The organism is Leptospiraceae bacterium (assembly GCA_016708435.1).
Taxonomy (GTDB): Bacteria; Spirochaetota; Leptospiria; order Leptospirales; family Leptospiraceae; genus UBA2033.
This window is the reverse complement of record JADJFV010000033.1, coordinates 388227-406633: the sequence shown is the minus strand read 5'-3', so window position 1 is coordinate 406633 and position 18407 is coordinate 388227. Positions and strand designations below refer to the sequence as shown.

The 18407-nt window shown below is 35.2% G+C and carries 12 protein-coding genes and 1 pseudogene; 5 read left to right on the top strand and 8 right to left on the bottom strand.

Going from position 1 to position 18407, the window contains the following annotated elements; translation table 11 throughout:
* Nucleotides 1-16 precede the first annotated feature (16 nt).
* The 7 genes and pseudogenes from IPH52_22590 to IPH52_22560 all read right to left on the bottom strand — a co-directional run bounded on the left by IPH52_22590 (nucleotide 17) and on the right by IPH52_22560 (nucleotide 10340).
* The gene (locus tag IPH52_22590; GenBank protein ID MBK7057787.1) at nucleotides 17-1192 is read right to left on the bottom strand and encodes a hypothetical protein; all 1176 of its coding nucleotides are present in this window, start codon (nucleotides 1190-1192) and stop codon (nucleotides 17-19) included.
* An 18-nt stretch (nucleotides 1193-1210) separates the two neighbouring features.
* A complete protein-coding gene (locus IPH52_22585; GenBank protein MBK7057786.1) occupies nucleotides 1211-1630 on the bottom strand; it encodes a hypothetical protein in 420 nt (139 codons plus the stop codon).
* 783 nt (nucleotides 1631-2413) lie between these two features.
* On the bottom strand, nucleotides 2414-4588 hold the full coding sequence (locus IPH52_22580; GenBank protein MBK7057785.1) for a PAS domain S-box protein: 2175 nt from the start codon (nucleotides 4586-4588) through the stop codon (nucleotides 2414-2416).
* Nucleotides 4589-4607: 19 nt separating this feature from the next.
* Nucleotides 4608-7454: a PAS domain S-box protein gene (locus IPH52_22575; protein ID MBK7057784.1), complete on the bottom strand. Its 2847-nt coding sequence runs from the start codon at nucleotides 7452-7454 to the stop codon at nucleotides 4608-4610.
* 470 nt (nucleotides 7455-7924) lie between these two features.
* Nucleotides 7925-8615 (bottom strand): annotated as a pseudogene (locus tag IPH52_22570) (kua-ubiquitin conjugating enzyme hybrid localization domain protein).
* 1 nt (nucleotide 8616) lies between these two features.
* Nucleotides 8617-9519 (bottom strand): ChaN family lipoprotein, encoded by a 903-nt coding sequence (locus tag IPH52_22565; GenBank protein ID MBK7057783.1) that lies wholly within the window; start codon nucleotides 9517-9519, stop codon nucleotides 8617-8619.
* On the bottom strand, nucleotides 9516-10340 hold the full coding sequence (locus IPH52_22560; protein ID MBK7057782.1) for an inositol monophosphatase: 825 nt from the start codon (nucleotides 10338-10340) through the stop codon (nucleotides 9516-9518). Before IPH52_22560 ends, IPH52_22565 begins: the two co-directional genes overlap by 4 nt.
* 211 nt (nucleotides 10341-10551) lie before the next feature.
* On the opposite strand from IPH52_22560, the gene IPH52_22555 reads away from it, so the two are divergent.
* The 3 genes from IPH52_22555 (at nucleotide 10552) to ybeY (ending at nucleotide 13535) form a co-directional block, all read left to right on the top strand.
* The gene (locus IPH52_22555; protein MBK7057781.1) at nucleotides 10552-10917 is read left to right on the top strand and encodes a chemotaxis protein; all 366 of its coding nucleotides are present in this window, start codon (nucleotides 10552-10554) and stop codon (nucleotides 10915-10917) included.
* 123 nt (nucleotides 10918-11040) lie between these two features.
* Nucleotides 11041-13074 (top strand): methionine--tRNA ligase, encoded by a 2034-nt coding sequence (gene metG / locus IPH52_22550; GenBank protein ID MBK7057780.1) that lies wholly within the window; start codon nucleotides 11041-11043, stop codon nucleotides 13072-13074.
* Nucleotides 13075-13082: 8 nt separating this feature from the next.
* Complete coding sequence (gene ybeY / locus IPH52_22545; protein MBK7057779.1) at nucleotides 13083-13535, top strand: rRNA maturation RNase YbeY; 453 nt, start codon at nucleotides 13083-13085, stop codon at nucleotides 13533-13535.
* A 13-nt stretch (nucleotides 13536-13548) separates the two neighbouring features.
* Here ybeY and IPH52_22540 read toward each other — a convergent pair whose 3' ends face one another.
* On the bottom strand, nucleotides 13549-14718 hold the full coding sequence (locus tag IPH52_22540; GenBank protein MBK7057778.1) for a fused response regulator/phosphatase: 1170 nt from the start codon (nucleotides 14716-14718) through the stop codon (nucleotides 13549-13551).
* A 205-nt stretch (nucleotides 14719-14923) separates the two neighbouring features.
* Between IPH52_22540 and IPH52_22535 the strand changes: the two genes are divergently transcribed.
* Together IPH52_22535 and IPH52_22530 are read left to right on the top strand one after the other, a co-directional pair.
* Entirely contained in the window at nucleotides 14924-17455 is a 2532-nt protein-coding gene (locus tag IPH52_22535) for a SpoIIE family protein phosphatase (GenBank protein MBK7057777.1), read from the top strand.
* Complete coding sequence (locus tag IPH52_22530) at nucleotides 17452-18363, top strand: 50S ribosomal protein L11 methyltransferase (protein ID MBK7057776.1); 912 nt, start codon at nucleotides 17452-17454, stop codon at nucleotides 18361-18363. Before IPH52_22535 ends, IPH52_22530 begins: the two co-directional genes overlap by 4 nt.
* The last annotated feature ends 44 nt before the right edge of the window (nucleotides 18364-18407 follow it).

The window sequence follows — 18407 nt, the reverse complement described above, 5'->3', positions numbered from 1 at the left end:
TTCCTTTTTTGCTTTTCTAAAAATTCATCATAGCGCCAGCACGAATTAAATGAGCATGAGGCAAATTCCCAGAATCCGGTATAGCTGCATTAGCAGAGTTCCACGAAATGGCTCCATCATTTCCTATGCTACTAATTAGTCTACCAATGCCTTTTTGCCGATCACTCGTCTTGTATTCTGTCTCCGTGTATTGGTAATATACGAATAATTTGAAATTGCCTTCTAGAATCCTTGCCACGCTTCCGCCTATCGTTGAATTTGTAATCACTGAGCCAAGTTGATCAGAACCCCACACGTTTACATTGGGCTGGTTTCGATTCATTTCCTTGAGATAAAATTGATTTCCCGAAATAGATTCAAATGAAGTTTTTAATCTATCTGGATTTAAAATTTTAGTCTTGCCTGCAAGAAATATAACTTCCCAGTGCTCGGTAATATTATAAAGAATACTCATCCATGCGCCCGCCTCTCTAATAGAGTTATATTGTGTTCTTCCACCGTTTACAGAATTGGATCGATAGGCGAGAGGGGAAGAGGATTGCAAAAGAGACTGTCCATACGAAGTTACCTGAACGGCTGACTGAGTCAATGTGCTAAAATTATCTAAGTTCTGACCTATATGAGTTTCTCCCTTTATGTTGAGATTACTGGCTAATTTCCATTGTGCGCTAAGAGAAATTCCACTTGATACACGACTGACTTTTTTATTATTCAAAAGTTGGTTATAAGAATCATCGAAACTAGAACTAGAACTACTATAATTATTATTCAAATACAATGTTGAATAATTTGGATCATAGTATTTCAAATTAGAATAAATTCCAGACAGATAAAGATTTAGTTGATTGGTAGGTATCCATTCTAATTGAAAAGCAAACGTTGGAGCCTTAGTTAACTCAACGTTAGGCGATACGTTTGGAGAAGTATTTAGATTAGAATTTCCAATCGAATATGATAAATTAAATTGAGAAGAAAGAGAATGCTTAAATCCCATTTGTTCTCTAAACCAACCAAGGTTCCCACTGCCGAGTAATCCAGAAATAATATTGTAAGTGTCAGGATACAATGGCGAAAAAATATCCCACTTCTGTCCCGCAAAAAAATCCATCTTGTTTCCAAATTTATATTCAATGTATGCCTGCACAATACGAGGCTTACTCGCCGGTCCTCCATTTCCCTGGTTAATGTCCATTAGATCAAACTGAATTACTTAATGCAAATTATTTCCAAACTTGGGCTTAAAGCCTATTGAAGTTTCGCGGATACTCATGAGTGACCGCTGATCCCGATCATCATTTTGCACTATGCGTTTTGCCTGATTGGGAGCAGTTAAATTTTCACGACCAAAGGACAACATTGCCTGATTGGAATAAACATAATCAGCTTTAATAAATCCAAATATTTCGACACTGACTTCAGGAAGCTTGATCGTTTTTGATTTATTATCGCTAATGGTTTCTTTTGCCTGCAAGCCCTCAACATCTTTTTTTTCTTCGACTTCTCTTACATTGCTTTGCGTATTAGAATCTTGTGGTAATTTGTTTTCTTCAGGCTGCTTTGGAAAATATTGATTAGCCTTAATATCAGGCTCTTCTTTGACACGAATAATTTCTACTTCTCTTTCAATCAATTTTCCCTTATTTGTTTTTGATGTATCTTTAGCTATAATTGTTGTGAATAAGAATATAAAAAATATGAACAATAGTTTCATGCACTTTCCTTTAAAGAGTCCGTTGCAAAATAAGGTTTCATACATTTAACCGCTAAGATTTATCAATACGAAAACTAAAAATGACCCATTTCGCAGCAGACTCAAAAAAAATAATAAGGTTATTTAAAATAAAATGCTAGCCCAAGAAGAATTTATTTAAGCCTTAGAAGTTTTTTAATTAACTCACTTTCAGTAAAGACTTGTTTTAGGGCAATAAATTTTTCGAAACATTTTTGATTACTAAAAAAATATATCTTATCATAGCAAAGTAATTTTTCTGTATAATCTATTCTTTTCTCCAATTCTACCTAGTAACTCACCTTAGGCATAAGAGTAAAACTATGTAACATTTTATGAAATCAACAATATTAGACAAACCTAATAAACTAGTAAAATCAACAGCCCGCCTTTTGTTGCGACCCTTTGGGATCAGCATTGAATTTGACAAACCCACCATTAGCATTGCATGCCGATCAGGGATTTTGTAAAAGTAAAAGCAATGTGTTACATTAAGTTGCTTCCCTAAGGAGCAATATTGAGTTTAGCCGCACAGGACGTAAATAGTATTGATTTTATTAGCTCTATTATTTGCGCCTTCACGTCTTTATCCACCCGCCTCCGCCCAACTGCCAAGCGATGTGAGAAAGCCTTCTTTTTACACAGCCCCATATTGCTTCAGATCATAGGTTCTTTTTTTGCAACTTAAACATGAAATTCAATTACAAAGCATGTTCCATTTTTTATTTCCATGGAAATAGTTCCGTTGATTTGTTTTACTAGCATTTTAATTAATAGTAATCCAAACCCAGTCGGCTTATCAAAAGATATGAATGAAGGAATTCCTTTGCCATTATCCTCATAGGTGAGGATAATCAGATTTTCCTTTTGCTTTGCGGTTACTCGTATTAACCCGTCCTTGTTTTCTGAAAATGCATACTTCATTGTATTTGTAATTAGCTCGTTAAAAATAATTCCTAAAGGAGTAACCACTAAAGTTTTTAATCGAATATCATCCAATTCAGTTTCTATCTTAACAAGTTTGGTTTTAGGAAAAAGGCTAATAATTTCAAAGATTAAAGATGGAAAATAGTCCTTAATTGAGACAATACCAGCGTTCTCTGATCGATATAGTTTGTCATATAATACCATCATACTTTGCACGCGTCCTGCTGAATCCTGAAGGATACTTTGCACAGCCAAATCATTTACAGTAACTGCTTGAGTTGTCAGTAACCCAAAGATAGTGCTCATATTATTTTTAACTCTATGATGAACTTCTTTTAGAATTATTTCTTTCTCTTGCAGCAAATTTCGAATTTCCTGACCAGCGAGTTTACTAACTGTTATGTCCTGAAAAATTCCAGTTAGCTTTGCTGGCTTTCCATTGACTATAGTGACATGACAAGTAGTGCGAACATCAATTTTTCTACCCTTAGTTGTAAATGTTTCTAATTCAAGATCGTATCCTATCCCTTTTTCTATTGCATTTTTAAGAGCTTCCGAAATCATTTGCCGAGATTCAGGTAAGAAATATCCAACTCCAGCATCGACTGTAGGATTAAACTCTGACGGAGAAGTTTCATGAATGCGATAGGTCTCAGCAGTCCAATAAAGTGTATTCGTAGTTAAGTCCAATTCCCAGCCACCTAATTTTGCGATAGACTGAGAGGCTTCAAGCAATTGCTTGCTAACCCGAAGTTCATCTTCATTTTTTTTCCTATCAGTTATGTCATAAAGGATAACTAAGTGTATCCCCGAAAAAGAATCACCAAGAGAAACTGCGCTCGCCATTACAGAACGTTTGGTTCCATCCTTGCATTGAATTATTATTTCAAGAGGTATAAATGGTTTTCCATCTCGTAACGATTTTTCTACATTATTCTGCCAGGTAGAGGCAACCCAATTTCGATATTCTAAATCAGGATATGCCTTAGGCCACCAATCGGAAAGAGTTGGAATATCTTCATGGGAATATCCAAATGTCTCTGTAAACGCCTTGTTTATTAATAGAATATTTTGATGATCGTCATTAAGTGCATACGGAATAGGTGATACATCAATAATGGTTCGATACTTTCTTTCACTTATTTCAATTTTATTCTGAATTTCGTATTCCTGTGTAACATCTCGAAAAACAAGAACTACTCCAATAATATTTCCACTAACGTCTTTAATCGGTGCTCCAGAATCGGCAATTTGACATTCTGTTCCATCCCTAGCAATGAGCACAGTATGATTTGCAAGACCTATTGTATTTCCAGTGGCTAATACTAATTTAACTGGATCAGGAACAATTTCTCTTGTATGAGCATTGATTATTCTAAAAATTTCGTATAATGGTCTTCCTTCTACTTCAGAGAATTTCCAGCCAGTAATTTCCTCTGCAACTATGTTCATTCGAACAATAAGCCCTTCTCTATTTGTAGCGATTACTGCATCTCCAATAGAATGTAAAATGGTTCGAAGTTGCTCTTTCTCTCTTTGAGTTCGTTCATTTGCTTCATGCAACTTAAAAGCCATTTTGATAGACGCGTCCATAACGATAATTCCAGAATTCTTCATTATATATCCATACGAAGTAATGACCTCCGTTTTTTGAACAATGTCTTTTTCGGTTCTGGATGAGAGGAACACGATAGGTAAGTTATGGGTTCTTAAAATTTCTCTTGCAGTTTCAGTTCCATCCATACCTTTCCCTAAATCAATGTCCATAAGGATTAAATCAATTGGCGAATTATTTACAATATCAATCGCTTCTTCCCCATTAGCCGCATGTATTACTCGATACCCTTCTTTTTCTAACAACTTAAGTTCCATCATGGCAATGATGATTTCATCTTCTACGAGCAGTATGGTTTTATTTGATTTATCAAACATTCATTCCTCTTTTTGAAGTCTATTTTGAAATTTCTACTCTGTTTCTACCGTTGTTCTTTGCGGCATACAAAGCCTTATCCGCTCTAGAAATTAATTCTTGTGGGTCTTCATAGCCCCATGAAGACACTCCCACACTTAATGTAACAACGTTAGCCGCTCTAGCTATTGGATGGGGGAGGGCTAACTCCTGCACGTGTGTGCGGATATTTTCTGCAACAACCCAAGCTTCCGAAAGGTTTGTTTCAGGTAGTAAAACAATGAATTCTTCGCCACCCCACCGTGCCGCTAGATCAGGTGCTCTTCTTGCCAGTCCAGCAATTGCTTTCGCAACAATTTTCAAGCATTCATCTCCTTGCAAATGTCCAAAATGATCATTGTAATTTTTAAAATCATCAATGTCAATAATAAGAATCGATAGAGGGCTATTGTTTCTTCTTGATCGAAGGCATTCTTTTTCAAAAATCTTTTCAAAGTATCGCCTATTCCCAATAGCAGTCAATACATCCGTATTTGATAATTTTTCAAGCTCAATGTTCGCATTCTCAAGAGCCAATTTTGTGCTCTCTAACTGCTCTTCCATTCTTTTACGCTCTGTGATGTCACGGCTAATACCAAATATCCCTACTACGTTTTTATTATTATCAAATAGAGGCCATTTATTTGTGGACACATAACCCATATTACCCTCTGCATCGTAATAGGGATCTATCTTACCTTGCAGGGGTTTTCCTTCTCCAAAGATTGGTAGTTCTTCTTCGTAATAAATTTTAGCAGTGTCTGCTGGAAATACTTCAAAATCATTCTTTCCGATCAAATCTCGCCAATTTGCATGACCTGTGATGTTCGCCAGGCTTTGACTACAAAAACGAAACCTACTTTCTCGATCTTTAAAGTAAATAAAATCAGTTGTTTCTTTTAAGAAATTTTCAAAGTCTCGATTAAATTCGGCTAGTGCGGTTTCTGCATTTTTCCGCTCGGTAATATCAAGAAATGTTGTAACAAATTTGCCATCGACAAAAGGCGATGTCGCAATGAAGTAACATTTATTGTGCAGCGGACTCCACATTTCAGTAAATACAGTTGTCCGCATATCCTGATGACCTCTCCAGAATGTTTTAATAAAATCAATAGACATACCATATAGCTTTGTCGCATAATTTCCAATTACCTCAACGCTGCTATAATCTGCCATGGAATAGAATGCTTTATTTACATTTAAAATTTTATAATCAATCATTTCTCCTGTGTCATCATAAATAATTTCATTTAAGGCAACTCCTTCCGTCATCGTATCGAGGAGAATCTTCATATTCCGCTCATTTTCAGTAAGGGCAGCTTCCATTTTTTTTCGATCACTAATATCATGTATAATGGAATGAAGCAAAGGGCGACCTCCTACTGTGAGAGGGCTTGAGTAAACCTCCACATCGCGAAGTTCTCCATTTGCAAGACGATGTTTAAAATTAAAGTAATTTCTTTTTTCTGTGCTTGCGTTTAGCATCTCTTCTTTTATTTTTTCTTCTGATAAAACATTTATTTTATTGATCTTTAATTCTTTTAATTCTTCTAGCGAATAACCATAAAATTCCGCTGCTGCAGAATTTGCATCAACAATCTTTCCGTCATTCGGGTCTATTAATAATTTAACAGCCCTGCTTTTTTCAAATATAGTATGATATATTTTTTCTCGCGCGTGAAGAGATTCTTCATATTGTTTTTGTTCGGTAATATCATGCGTAATCGCTAAATGAATTAATTCATGAGTTTCGGGTGAAGGAAGTGAAACAGCATGGGATTCCAGCCATCGCCTAGTTCCTTTCGCTCCAACGATTTGAAAACGAAGTGATCCTTTCTCGCCATTGCAGATATGCTCGTTGAATTTTTGAAAAGCATCTCTGAATTCTGGAGCAATTACAGGATAAACACTTTTACCAATTACATCCTTAGAATCTTCGACTTCAATAATAGAAAGTCCAGCGGAGTTCATTGCAAGTAAAGTTCCATCTTTAGAAACAAGCTTCACGCAACTTGGAGTAGCTTCAACAATCGTTCGCAAATGTAGTTCGCTTTGTTTGAGAGCCTCTTGAATTTCATATTCTTTTGTTATATCTCGAAATACTAATACAACTCCTGTAATATGTCCTTCTGAATCTTTTATGGGAGAGCCTGAATCCGCAATTTTATATTCATGTCCATCCTGTGCAATTAATACAGTATGATTTGCGAGTCCTACAATTTTCCCTGAGGCTAATACCAATTCGACGGGACTTACAACTTTCTCGCGGGTAACAGCATTTACAATATGAAAGACATCTTGCAGAGGCATTCCGTTTGCCTCACTGAATTTCCATCCTGTCAAATTTTCAGCGATGGAATTCATTTGTAAAATATTTCCATCCATATCTGTGGCAATGACAGCATCGCCAATGGAGTGGAGAATTGTTCTTAGCCGCTCTCTTTGTCTTTCTGTTTTTTTATTTGCCTCATAAAGTTTAAATGCCATTTTGATAGAGGCATCAATTACAATGATTCCAGAATTTTTTACTACATAACCATAAGATGTAATTTTTTCTGTTTTTTGAACGACTTCTTTTTCTACTCTAGCGGAAAGGAAAACAATAGGTATATCATGACTCTTTAAAATTTCTTTTGCAGCTTGAGTGCCATCGATGCCATTTCCCAAATCAATATCCATCAGTATCAAATCTATTTGATCTCGTTTTTCATTGACCATGTCGATAGCTTGATTCCCGTCCTCAACATGAATCACCTTGTAGCCTTCTTTCTCTAATTGTTTTACTTCCATCAAGGCAATGATGACTTCGTCTTCAACGAGAAGAATGGTTTTCGCTACTATGCTAGTCATAAATAAATCGCCTTCTATTCTCATCCAAGTGTTTTAGTTCTTCCCTTTCAAGTTGTAGTCATAGATAAATAATGATCTCTGCTAATATTAGATACTAAATTCAATGTCAGTTTTCAACATACGAAGTAGTTATTCTTTGTATTGCCGATGCATCCAATTTACTATCAGTCATAGTCTTTGGTATACTGCTAAATATAGTCATTCAAACGAAATCACTATAGTTAATAGTATCTTTGATAGTATTCTTGACAGTATCTTTTATGTATCCGAAGGCAATCGCGCTTACTATTTCTTAATTTTTAATATGTAAATAAATTGACTGCAAGGCAAGTAAAAAACCAAGGAAAACTCGAAATAAAGAATAAAAAGAAAAAAAGAACTCGCTCGACTATATCTATAAATTTATTTCCTTTGATAGAAATTTAACGAAGAGGTATTCATTAATACTGAAAAAGTTTTTTCACTTCCGTTTAACGTCGAATAGCCACTCTATCTCCAAAGATTTTATAGGCGATAGTCTTAATGCTTTCAAAAAAATGAATCTTATAAAGAAATGGATTTAACCAACCGACAGTAATGCAATAGTATTTATCAAAAGGCTCCGTGTGATGAACCTGATGATGCTCAGGCGAAAGGATTAAATTGTTTCGTTGGAGAAATAATATTAGCCGCCCCGGGATTTTCCATATGCGACCATTTATGAATCTGATTTGTAATAAAAACTGCAATCATTAGAAAACAAAAGAAACTATAGAAGGAATAGGCAAATAGACTCGACTTAATATCAATTAGGTAATAAACCAAAAGCAAAAAAGGAATGGATACGATGCAATTGTTTCCGCTTGTCTCTACAAAATCATGTTTTGTCATTCCTTTTGGATCTACATGATGTTCCCGAAATGGTTTAATAAAAGGCTCTCCAAGCACGGGCGTTTCCTCCGTTCCAAATGTATCTCCTAGAAAATGAACAAGCCCGGAAAAAAAATCAGCACCTACATATCCAACAAATAAAGGAGCAAGAGCTAACGGAATTACCAGATAACCTAGATTATTCGCAAGTCGAATAGTCTCTTCGCCAATTTTTACTAATAGCATAATACAGTAGACTACAAACAGGAATATGCTTGCGATTTCTAAATGTCTATGTTTATATTGAAACATTTTATTCTCCTTTTTCTTTGTTTGGGAAATTTGCTCCCGTAATATAAATAATATCTGCGTATTTTTTCAGTTGGGTTTGATTCGGGGATTCAAGAGATCGATGCACGAACATGGAAATCGTAAGCACCCTTAAACCAAACTCTTTAAGTCTGTGGGTAACACCCATATACTCGTCGCTATGAAACCGACCGTTTATATGAATTACTTTTGTTCGCTTCTTCTCAATGGTTTTTAAAATAGAATCGGTCATTGTTGCATCCCAAAGATTTTGTGCTAGAATCATATTTTTCATTCCTAGCTTTTCACTCGTATGTCCGGCGATAGAGCCAAATATTTTATTCTCATAAGATTCCTGTCTGTAACGCTCCACTGTATAAATCGGAGCAAATAATTTTCGTGAGGCAGGAGGGAATTTATAAATTTCTTCCAATCCATTGCGAGAAAGGATTCGCACATAACGTCTAGGTGCGTTAGCCGCTAGGATTGGAATTTTATTCTCTTTTGCAAAGAGAACAATCGGTTTATAGTCTTCATAATTATTCCATAGCTTACAGTCAGACTGAAATAGTTTCTCATCAATAAGTCCGGCGAGGTATTCATTCAATACAACTTGTCCATCTCGCTCAAACATTTCCATGGAGATAATAAAACTTTGCCGCTCCGATAAAAACCGAATGAGTTTTAGTTTTTCTGCATGACCCACTTTATCGTCATGCTCTTCCCCGATTAGAATTACATCCACAGATTTAAATTTTTCTTCTATCTCTTCAAATCCAATTGGATTCCAAGTATTGGATTCGTAGATTTTGGGATATGTCTCTTGCGCACTTACAGTGAGGGAAAAGAAGATAGCCACCGAGGCACAGAGGCAAAGAGAAAGAAATTTATTTCTTCTAAACTTCATAAACCAAATTCACTTTTTACTTGGGGGGAAATGACAGATAGCCGCTCAATTAGCTTGTCATGAATAATGGAATTGGATGAAAGTAGATTTGGAACGAATACGGAAAAATCATTTCCATCGAAAGTAGAAAGCCTTCCTCCAGCTTCTTCTACAATAACCGATGCTGCTGCCATGTCCCAGGGTTTTAGATTTTCTTCCCAATACGCATCAAATCTTCCTTCTGCAACCCAACATAAATCAAGACTTGCAACACCAGTTCGCCTAACGTCTCGAACGGCTAACAACATGGATTTCAAATTATGCATAACACTTTCCATTCTTTGTTTCTTATCGTAAGGGAAACCTGTGGAGACTAACGCGTTGATTAACTCACTTGTCTCCGATACAAAGATTCGCTCTCCGTTTTTAAATGCTCCCGCTCCCCGAATGGCATGGTAGGTATCGCCCAAAGCGGGAAAGCTTACAATGCCCATTTCCACGCGTCCACTTTCTATATTTTGCAAACCGAGACAAATTCCGTAAAGAGGCAGACGATGAGCGAAGTTCGTAGTTCCATCGACTGGGTCAATGATCCAACGATATTGATTTTTCCCTTGCACGCTAGATCCCTCCTCTCCCATAATATGATCGTCTGGAAAAAACTTACTAATTTCATCTACTACCATTTTCTCAGAGCCCAAATCCGCTTCTGTAACTAGATCAATAGGACCTTTTTTATCTATCCTAAAGTCAGACTTGCGTTGTGTTTTGATTAAAAATGCCTGTATTTTAGGCAAAAACTCCTGAAAATGCACAAATCTCTTATGAATGTCTTCTTTCATTGCTTCCTTTTCTAATGCAGAGCTGAGTTTTTCGATCCCAGCAACGCTTATACCTTCCAGTTCTGCCTTATAACCAGCAATGGCAAGCTAGAATACACTGATTTCATGAAATTTTGCAAAACTTATTTTTCAAAAAAGGGATATATAAATGAGTCAATCATATAAATTTGGTCATATATTGATAAATCTTTTATTTTATTGGAGAGATTAAATGGAAAAACAAATAATGGATATTCTTAACATAGGAATCGGACTACTACAGGCTGGAAAAGAGGGTTTAGAAAGAGCCAAAACCGAGTTAGAGAAGTCTTATACAGAACTTAGCACGAGAGGGGCGCAAGACAATTCAGAAGGTGCAGTGCAAATCAGACATTCATTAGATAAAATCATTCACGATATAAAAGAATTCACAAGCGTAGCTGGAAAAAACTACGAAGACACGCGCTCTAAAATCATTGATAACTACAACAAGATCACCGAAGAAATTCAAAATAAAATGCCAGAGGGCAAAGTAGAAGCTGTAAAGGCAAAGATCACCGAAGTCGCTGAGAATATTAAAAAGGCTAAAAAAGCCTAGAAAGGAAAATACATTCAGTATACTCACCCAAAGATAATCAAAACACACCGACAAGAATACTCAAATTAAAATCATCGGTGTGCATTGGTGTTCATCGGTGGCAAAGCACTCACTCAAAACTATATGAAAAAAAGAAAATTATTAGTCACAACAGCTCTTCCTTATGCAAATGGTTCCATTCATTTAGGTCATATGCTAGAAGGAGTCCAAACCGATATTTGGGTTCGATACCAGAAACTAGCGGGTAATGAGTGTTATTTCTTCTGTGCAGACGATACACATGGCACACCTGTAATGCTTGCTGCCAAAAAAGAAAATATTTCCCCGGAAGAATTAGTAACCAAAATTCACGCAGAGCACTACAAAGACTTAACGGCTTTTCATATTGAGTATGATAACTACTATACTACGAATTCACCGGAAAATCGTCATTATTCGGAAGAAATTTACAATAGTCTAAAAAAGAATTCTCATATTGCAGAAAGAGAAATTGAGCAATCCTATTGTGAGCATGATAAAATGTTTCTGCCTGATCGTTTTATCAAAGGCACCTGCCCTAAGTGTGGCGCAAAAGATCAATATGGCGATGGATGTGAAGTATGTGGCTCTAATTATTCTCCAAAGGATTTAGTTGACTCTCATTGTGCAATTTGCGGAAACACACCGGGCTTAAAAAGTTCAAAGCATTTATTCTTTAAATTACAGGATTTTCAGAAAGAATTAGCAGCATGGATTGATGATCCAAAGCATGTGCACGAAGGTGTTCGCAATAAATTAAACGAATGGTTTTCCCAAGGCTTACAGGAATGGGATATATCGCGTGACGGTCCTTACTTTGGATTTGAAATTCCAGGTGAAGTGAATAAATACTTTTATGTATGGTTAGATGCGCCTATTGGTTATATTGCGTCCTCCAAGAATTATTTCAAAGACAATCCAACGTTCGACGAGTTTTGGAAATCAGGCGACGGAGAAATAATTCATTTCGTAGGCAAAGACATATTATACTTTCACGCGCTCTTCTGGCCTGCAATGCTATTAGGTGGAGACTATAAAACTCCGAATCGAGTCAACGTGCACGGATTCATCACAGTCAATGGCGAAAAAATGTCTAAGTCTCGTGGAACTTTTATCAAAGCTTCTACCTTCTTAAAATACTTAGAGCCAGAGCATTTCCGTTTTTTCATTGCCGGAAAATTAAACGATACTCTTGACGATTTAGATTTAAATTTTTCCGACTTTAGTTCAAAGGTAAATTCTGATTTAATCGGAAATTTCATTAACATACTTTCAAGAACTGGAACTTCCATTCTAGACAAATTGGATAGAAGACTAGGAACACTCAATGTGGAAGGCAGATCAATAGTAACCGAACTGCTCGCAAGCAAAGCGGAAATTTTAAAAAATTACGAAGATAAAAATTACTCGAAAGTAATGAAAGAAATCGCACGCCTGGGGGATGTGGTCAATAAATACGTAAACGACAAAGCTCCCTGGAATCTTTTGAAAACAGATAAAGAAGAAGCAAGACAAGTTGTTACCACTGCAATCAATAGCGCGAGGATACTTTCGATTTACCTACAACCTGTCATACCTAAAATTTCTGAAAGAATATTTAAAATATTGAACTTGAATTCTAAAATACCTTTCGCTGAACTAGAGAATCTCTTAGAGAATAACAGCATTCTTCCTTACGAGATACTCTCACAGCGAGTAGATGAAAAGGCAATTACTACTATGTTAGAAGAAAATAAAGAATCACAAAATGAAGTAAAAACAAATCCTACTACAATAAAAACATCTGAATCTAAGTCTAATTCTAATGAAACAGGTCTAATCAGTATAAATGATCTTACTAAGGTTGAATTAAGAGTTGGTCTGATTGCAGAAGCAAATCATGTAGAAGGTGCAGATAAACTTTTAAATGTTAAAGTTGATCTTGGAGAAAAAGGGATCAAAAATGTATTCGCTGGTATAAAATCTGCATATAAACCAGAAGAACTTGTTGGAATGAAAGTAGTTGTGGTTGCAAATCTTGAACCTAGAAAGATGAAATTCGGTATGTCAGAGGCAATGTTGTTAGCCACTGGCAAAGACGCAACACTTTCTCTTTTTGTTCCACATAGAAATGCTAATCCAGGGGATATTCTTAAGTAGCCGAAACTATGTCACTGATAAAAAATATTTACATTGAGAACAACTCCCATCACAAATTGGGGATAACTCCGAAAGAGATTAAAGCAAATATCAAAAAAATCGTAGATCATATTACGAATTTAAAAGGATATGAGCTTTCTCTTCTAGTTACAAGCGACGAAGAAATTCAAAAAATCAATCTTGCGAAGAGAGGCAAAGACAAATCTACCGATGTTCTTTCTTTTCCAATCGTAGAAAAAGATTTACCAGAAGGTTATAAAATTTTAGGCGAAATCATTATTTCGATAGATACAATGCGAAAGCAAGCCAGAGAAATCGGGCATAGTGATAAGGAAGAGTTTTATCGACTTCTAGTTCATGGAATCTTACACTTGCTCGGTTTCGATCACGAAAAGGGCGCCTACGAAGAAAAAAGAATGCAAGAAAAAGAAGATGAATGTCTTCAATTAGTTTTAGGATAATACAAATTTGTCGTTAGAATTGAAAGCTGATTAAAAGCATAGTCATATCATCTCTTACTATATTTCCAGAGATACGAATCGAAGTTTCAGAGACTGCATTCAGAAAATCGCTTCCCTGTAAATGCATTACATCTTTTACGTCTGAAAGAAATTTATTAGTTCCATAGAATTCATTTTCTAAATTAAAGAATTCAAAGAGCCCATCTGAAAAAAGAAATAATCTGTCTCCTGTTTTGATAGAAATGGAAAATTCCTTAGTTATAAAATCTTTCAATAAAACAAGTGGAGTTCCTTTGCCTTCAAGCTCCATAATAGTATTATCTCGAATTAAAACCATACTATGATGCCCTGCATATGCATAGGTAAGAAGTTTACTATTTTTGTCAAATCGTAAGTAAACACCGGTAATATAATGCCCTGCCACATAACTAGATAATGTATTATGTAAATAACGTAATTCCCCTTCTACTGTGCCTTGATCATGCAGCATAGTTTGAAAACAAAGAACTGCCATACAGGATACCATGGCGGAAGAAATTCCATGACCTGATACATCTCCAAAAAGTATATCAGTCTTATCCGCTCTCTCATAATGAGTAAAAAAATCTCCTCCCACTTCGATCATAGGTTTATAATAGGAATACATTTTATATGTTTTCGATTCAATATAACTTGCGGGGATAAGAGTAGTTTGCGTTACTCTCGCTTTTTTAATGTCTTTTTCCAGATGATACAACACTAAAGAAAGCTTTTCCTTTGACTCAGATATTTCTTTTTTTTGTAATTCGATTTGAAGAATATTAGTTCGATTTGAAAGTGCAGAGCGAATACGAGCGAGCAACACTTTAGCAATAATTGGTTTAATAATAAAATCCGTTGCTCCTGAATCTAAACAAGCTTCAATAATATCGGGACTTTCTTCTGATGTGAGCATGAAGACTGGAATATTGGAAAATTCTTCTTTTGCTCGAATCAATTCTAAAATTTCGATTCCATTTATCTCGGAAAGATAGAAATCTAAAATTACTAAGTCTACATTTTCTTTCTCAATCAGTGAAAGAACAGCTTCTGGATCAGAAGTCTGAACAACGTGATAACCTTTCCTCTTTAAAATTAAATCCAATGACATAATAATTAATTTGTCATCGTCGATAAGTAGTATTGTTTGCTTGTTTTTAGGCATCGGATTAGTGATAATATAGAAAATCCAAATTAAATTTTTCCTGCTACAATTCTATTCATTTTTGAAAACCTATGCTTTAATAAAAAAATTTGCTCTTGTGCGTAATTTTTTAAAAAAAAGAAACCAAATCAGCATTTACCGCGCTCATTTCTTCCCCTATCTGCTCTAGATATTATAACTCGCAATTTAAAAGGGAAGGTATTCCATGAAACAAAATAGTAAGAATTTATTTCATTCCATTCTGCTAGGCATTCTAATTATTTGCTTTGCAAATGTAAATAGTGAAGATACCGAAAGCATAAACCAGTCACTACACAAAGCACAAGACCAGATTATCAACTTAGATTCAGAAACAGAATGGGAATATACGATAGACGAGATAGTAAAAGAAAATATTCTAAAGAATAATTATGATCAATTAGATTGGAAAAAATACAAAGTGCCATCTAATCTTCAGACAAAGGAAGTCGATGCAAAAAAGCGAATTTGGATACGTAGAAAAATAATCATTCCTGAGTCAATGGCTAATAGACAATTGGCGCTTCGACTTGGAATTATTTCCGATAGAGATAGAACCTATTTCAATAATGTGCTTATTGGAACAACAGGTTGCTTTGGAAGTCCGGAACCACAGAGTTATGACAAAATTCGAATTTACGAAATTCCACAATCCCTCATTCAGATAGGAAAAGAAAACACTATTCTAATTGAAGTAGAGCGTTTCTTTCCAGAAGAGATTGGAATCAATCAGGATAAGACTGCAATTGGAACTACAATCAAAATTCAATTTGATAAATACCAAGAAGACTTGTTTAAAGTAATTCTACTCGCTGTGTATGCAACTGTCGGAATGTATTTTTTATTTCTATTTTTGCGGCGAAGGCAAGAAGTGGATAATATCTATTTTGCGATATTTGTATTCACCGTAGTAATCTATCAATTTCTCCGAACCCAGGGAAAATATGAACTAGGTCTTGACTTTATTCTGATGAAGAAGATTGAATACACTATGTTTACCTGTCTGATTCCGCTCTTTACAAACTTTATTCGAATCTTCTTCAAATTTAGAATTACGATTCCAATCTTAATTCTAAATTTAATTTCCATGCTACTTGTAGGTTTTTTTCTATTTGCCTCAGATCTAATTCTTTTTGATAAAATGAATAAAAGCCTAACTCAACCAATTGGATTTATCTACATAGGATTTCTATTCTATTATCTATTAGCTGCAAGAAAGAATAAAGACTCTACCTATATTCTTTTAGGAGTAGTTCTAATTTTCATTTCAGTCGTTACAGATATTTTAAGCGATAGAGGTTATTTTCAAATGCCGAGAACTTTTGGGTATTGCTTTATGTTTTTTATTCTAAGCATTGCGGCAATTCTTGCCAATAAATTTGTAAGACTTCACCTGGAAGTAGAAGAACTAAATACATCTCTTGAAAATAAAGTAGAAGTAAGAACTAAAGAATTAAATCAAACGATGGAAGAAATTAAAAAGATAAAGACACAACAAGATGGAGATTATTTTTTAACATCACTCTTACTCAGTCCACTGACTGCAAATAAAAATAATAGTGAATATGTAAAAACTGAATTCTATTCAAAACAAAAAAAGACTTTTCACTTTAAGAATAAAACATATGAAATTGGAGGAGACATTAGTATTTCGGCTAACATAGTATTAAACGATAAACAATACACTGTCTTCATCAATGGAGATGCAATGGGAAAATCCATACAGGGTGCAGGTGGTGCATTGGTGATGGGAGTTGTGTTTAATACTGTTTTGTCGCGATCTCAGATTGCTAGTTTTAGAAATAAGACACCGGAGAAATGGTTAAAAGATGCTTTCTTAGAATTGCAGAGAATCTTTGAATCCTTTGACGGAACTATGTTTTTATCTTGCGTGATGGGACTCATAGATGACGAGACAGGATTTTTATATCATATAAATGCAGAGCATCCCTGGACAGTTTTGTTTAGAGATGGAAATGCAAGGTTTATAGAGCAGAGGTTTACAACGCGTAAACTCGGAATTTTTGAAAATGAAAAATTATTTCAAGTGCAAACATTGAGTCTAAAGCCTGGCGATATATTGATATTAGGCTCTGATGGAAGAGATGATATTCAAATTGGAGTTGAGGAAAACATTAGAATCATTAACGAAGATGAAACTTTATTCCTGGATACTGTTCGAAAGGCAAATGGTGATTTACCCAAAATAGTAGATTTACTACACACAACGGGAGAACTAACTGATGACTGTAGCCTACTTCGAATCGAGTATCAAGGTCCTGCGGTTAATCCAAATAAGACAAACTTCACAGAAATTCTATCTAGAATGTTTAAGACTCATTATGATATAAGAGAAGTAAACTTTGACGAGAATATTCTCTTATTGAAAAACATTTATCGACTCAGTCCTTATAATGAAGTAGCCAATCGACAACTAGGTTTTTTCTATTTTAAGAAAAGAGATTTTCAAAACGCAATTAAGCATATTAATCAATACACTTACAAAAAACCTGAATCAACGGAAATGCTTTATCTCGCCAGTATTTCCAATAAAAAATGTGGTAATTATGAAAAGGCTGTAGACATTGGAGAACAAATCCTACTTCGTGACCCAAAGAACTTTAAGAATCTCAAAAATCTAAAAGAGCTTTACCGAATTACTCGCAAATTAGAAAGAGCAGAGGAGTTAGAAACCAAGATGAAGGAATTAAAAAAATGAAATACTTAGAATTAAAAGTCAATTTACCCAAAGACATCTCAGAGGATTTTACGGAATTTCTAGATTCCTTATTAGTAGAAGGATACTATGAGATATTATTTGATTCTACTCTGCCCCGTCCTGCGTCGGGAGAAATTTTACGCGACGACACCAATATCCAAGTTTATTTGGGCGAAACAGATACCGAAAAAGAACTCAAAGTTTATATTTATCTAAAAGCCCGTGCCGCAGGAAATTCTTTTATCGAATCTAGAATTGTAGAGACCAAAGAATTTGAAGAAGCATACAAAGAATTCTATAAACCATTTCAAATAGGAGACCACTACTGGATTATCCCGACATGGGAAAAAGATTCGGAGCTTTCGAAGAAGGTTCACGAAGAGAGTAATAATGTTATCCTCTATATGAATCCTGGTCTTGCCTTTGGAACAGGACATCATGAAACTACTAAGCTTATGATTTCTCGAATCGAAAAGATTGTAAAAGAAGGAATGTCTATTTTAGATATGGGAACAGGCTCCGGCATATTATCAATAGCCGCTGCCTATAAGAAGGCAAAAGAAATTTTAGCTATCGATATAGACCCGAATGCTGTTCGTGCTACTGAATTTAATTGGGCAGAAAATCATTTTCCTTTGCCTGTTGATTTTAAAGTCCTAGAAGGAGGATTCGATCATCCCGAAATAGAAAAAAAATCTTATGACTTGATGCTGGGTAATATTACGTATGCGGTTATATCTCAAAATATTGAGCACATCAAGCGAATAAAGACAAAACGTTTTCTATTTAGTGGACTTATCATTGAAAAGAAAGAAGACTCTATCAAGCTTTTCACAGAGCATTTAGGCGGTAGGCTCGCTTATGAAGAACAATTCAATGATTGGATTATCTTAGAATGGGAATTATAGCCATTTGCCACTGTTCATAAGGACGTGATAAATCACGTCCTTAC

Excerpts from the sequence above, each read along its gene's own strand:
- IPH52_22530 (MBK7057776.1), top strand. The coding sequence starts at position 17,452 with ATGAAATACTTAGAATTAAAAGTCAATTTACCCAAAGACATCTCAGAG.
- IPH52_22590 (MBK7057787.1), bottom strand. The coding sequence starts at position 1,192 with ATGGACATTAACCAGGGAAATGGAGGACCGGCGAGTAAGCCTCGTATT.
- IPH52_22540 (MBK7057778.1), bottom strand. The coding sequence starts at position 14,718 with ATGCCTAAAAACAAGCAAACAATACTACTTATCGACGATGACAAATTA.
- IPH52_22555 (MBK7057781.1), top strand. The coding sequence starts at position 10,552 with ATGGAAAAACAAATAATGGATATTCTTAACATAGGAATCGGACTACTA.
- IPH52_22560 (MBK7057782.1), bottom strand. The coding sequence starts at position 10,340 with ATGAAAGAAGACATTCATAAGAGATTTGTGCATTTTCAGGAGTTTTTG.
- ybeY (MBK7057779.1), top strand. The coding sequence starts at position 13,083 with ATGTCACTGATAAAAAATATTTACATTGAGAACAACTCCCATCACAAA.
- IPH52_22580 (MBK7057785.1), bottom strand. The coding sequence starts at position 4,588 with ATGTTTGATAAATCAAATAAAACCATACTGCTCGTAGAAGATGAAATC.
- IPH52_22535 (MBK7057777.1), top strand. The coding sequence starts at position 14,924 with ATGAAACAAAATAGTAAGAATTTATTTCATTCCATTCTGCTAGGCATT.
- IPH52_22575 (MBK7057784.1), bottom strand. The coding sequence starts at position 7,454 with ATGACTAGCATAGTAGCGAAAACCATTCTTCTCGTTGAAGACGAAGTC.
- IPH52_22565 (MBK7057783.1), bottom strand. The coding sequence starts at position 9,519 with ATGAAGTTTAGAAGAAATAAATTTCTTTCTCTTTGCCTCTGTGCCTCG.
- metG (MBK7057780.1), top strand. The coding sequence starts at position 11,041 with ATGAAAAAAAGAAAATTATTAGTCACAACAGCTCTTCCTTATGCAAAT.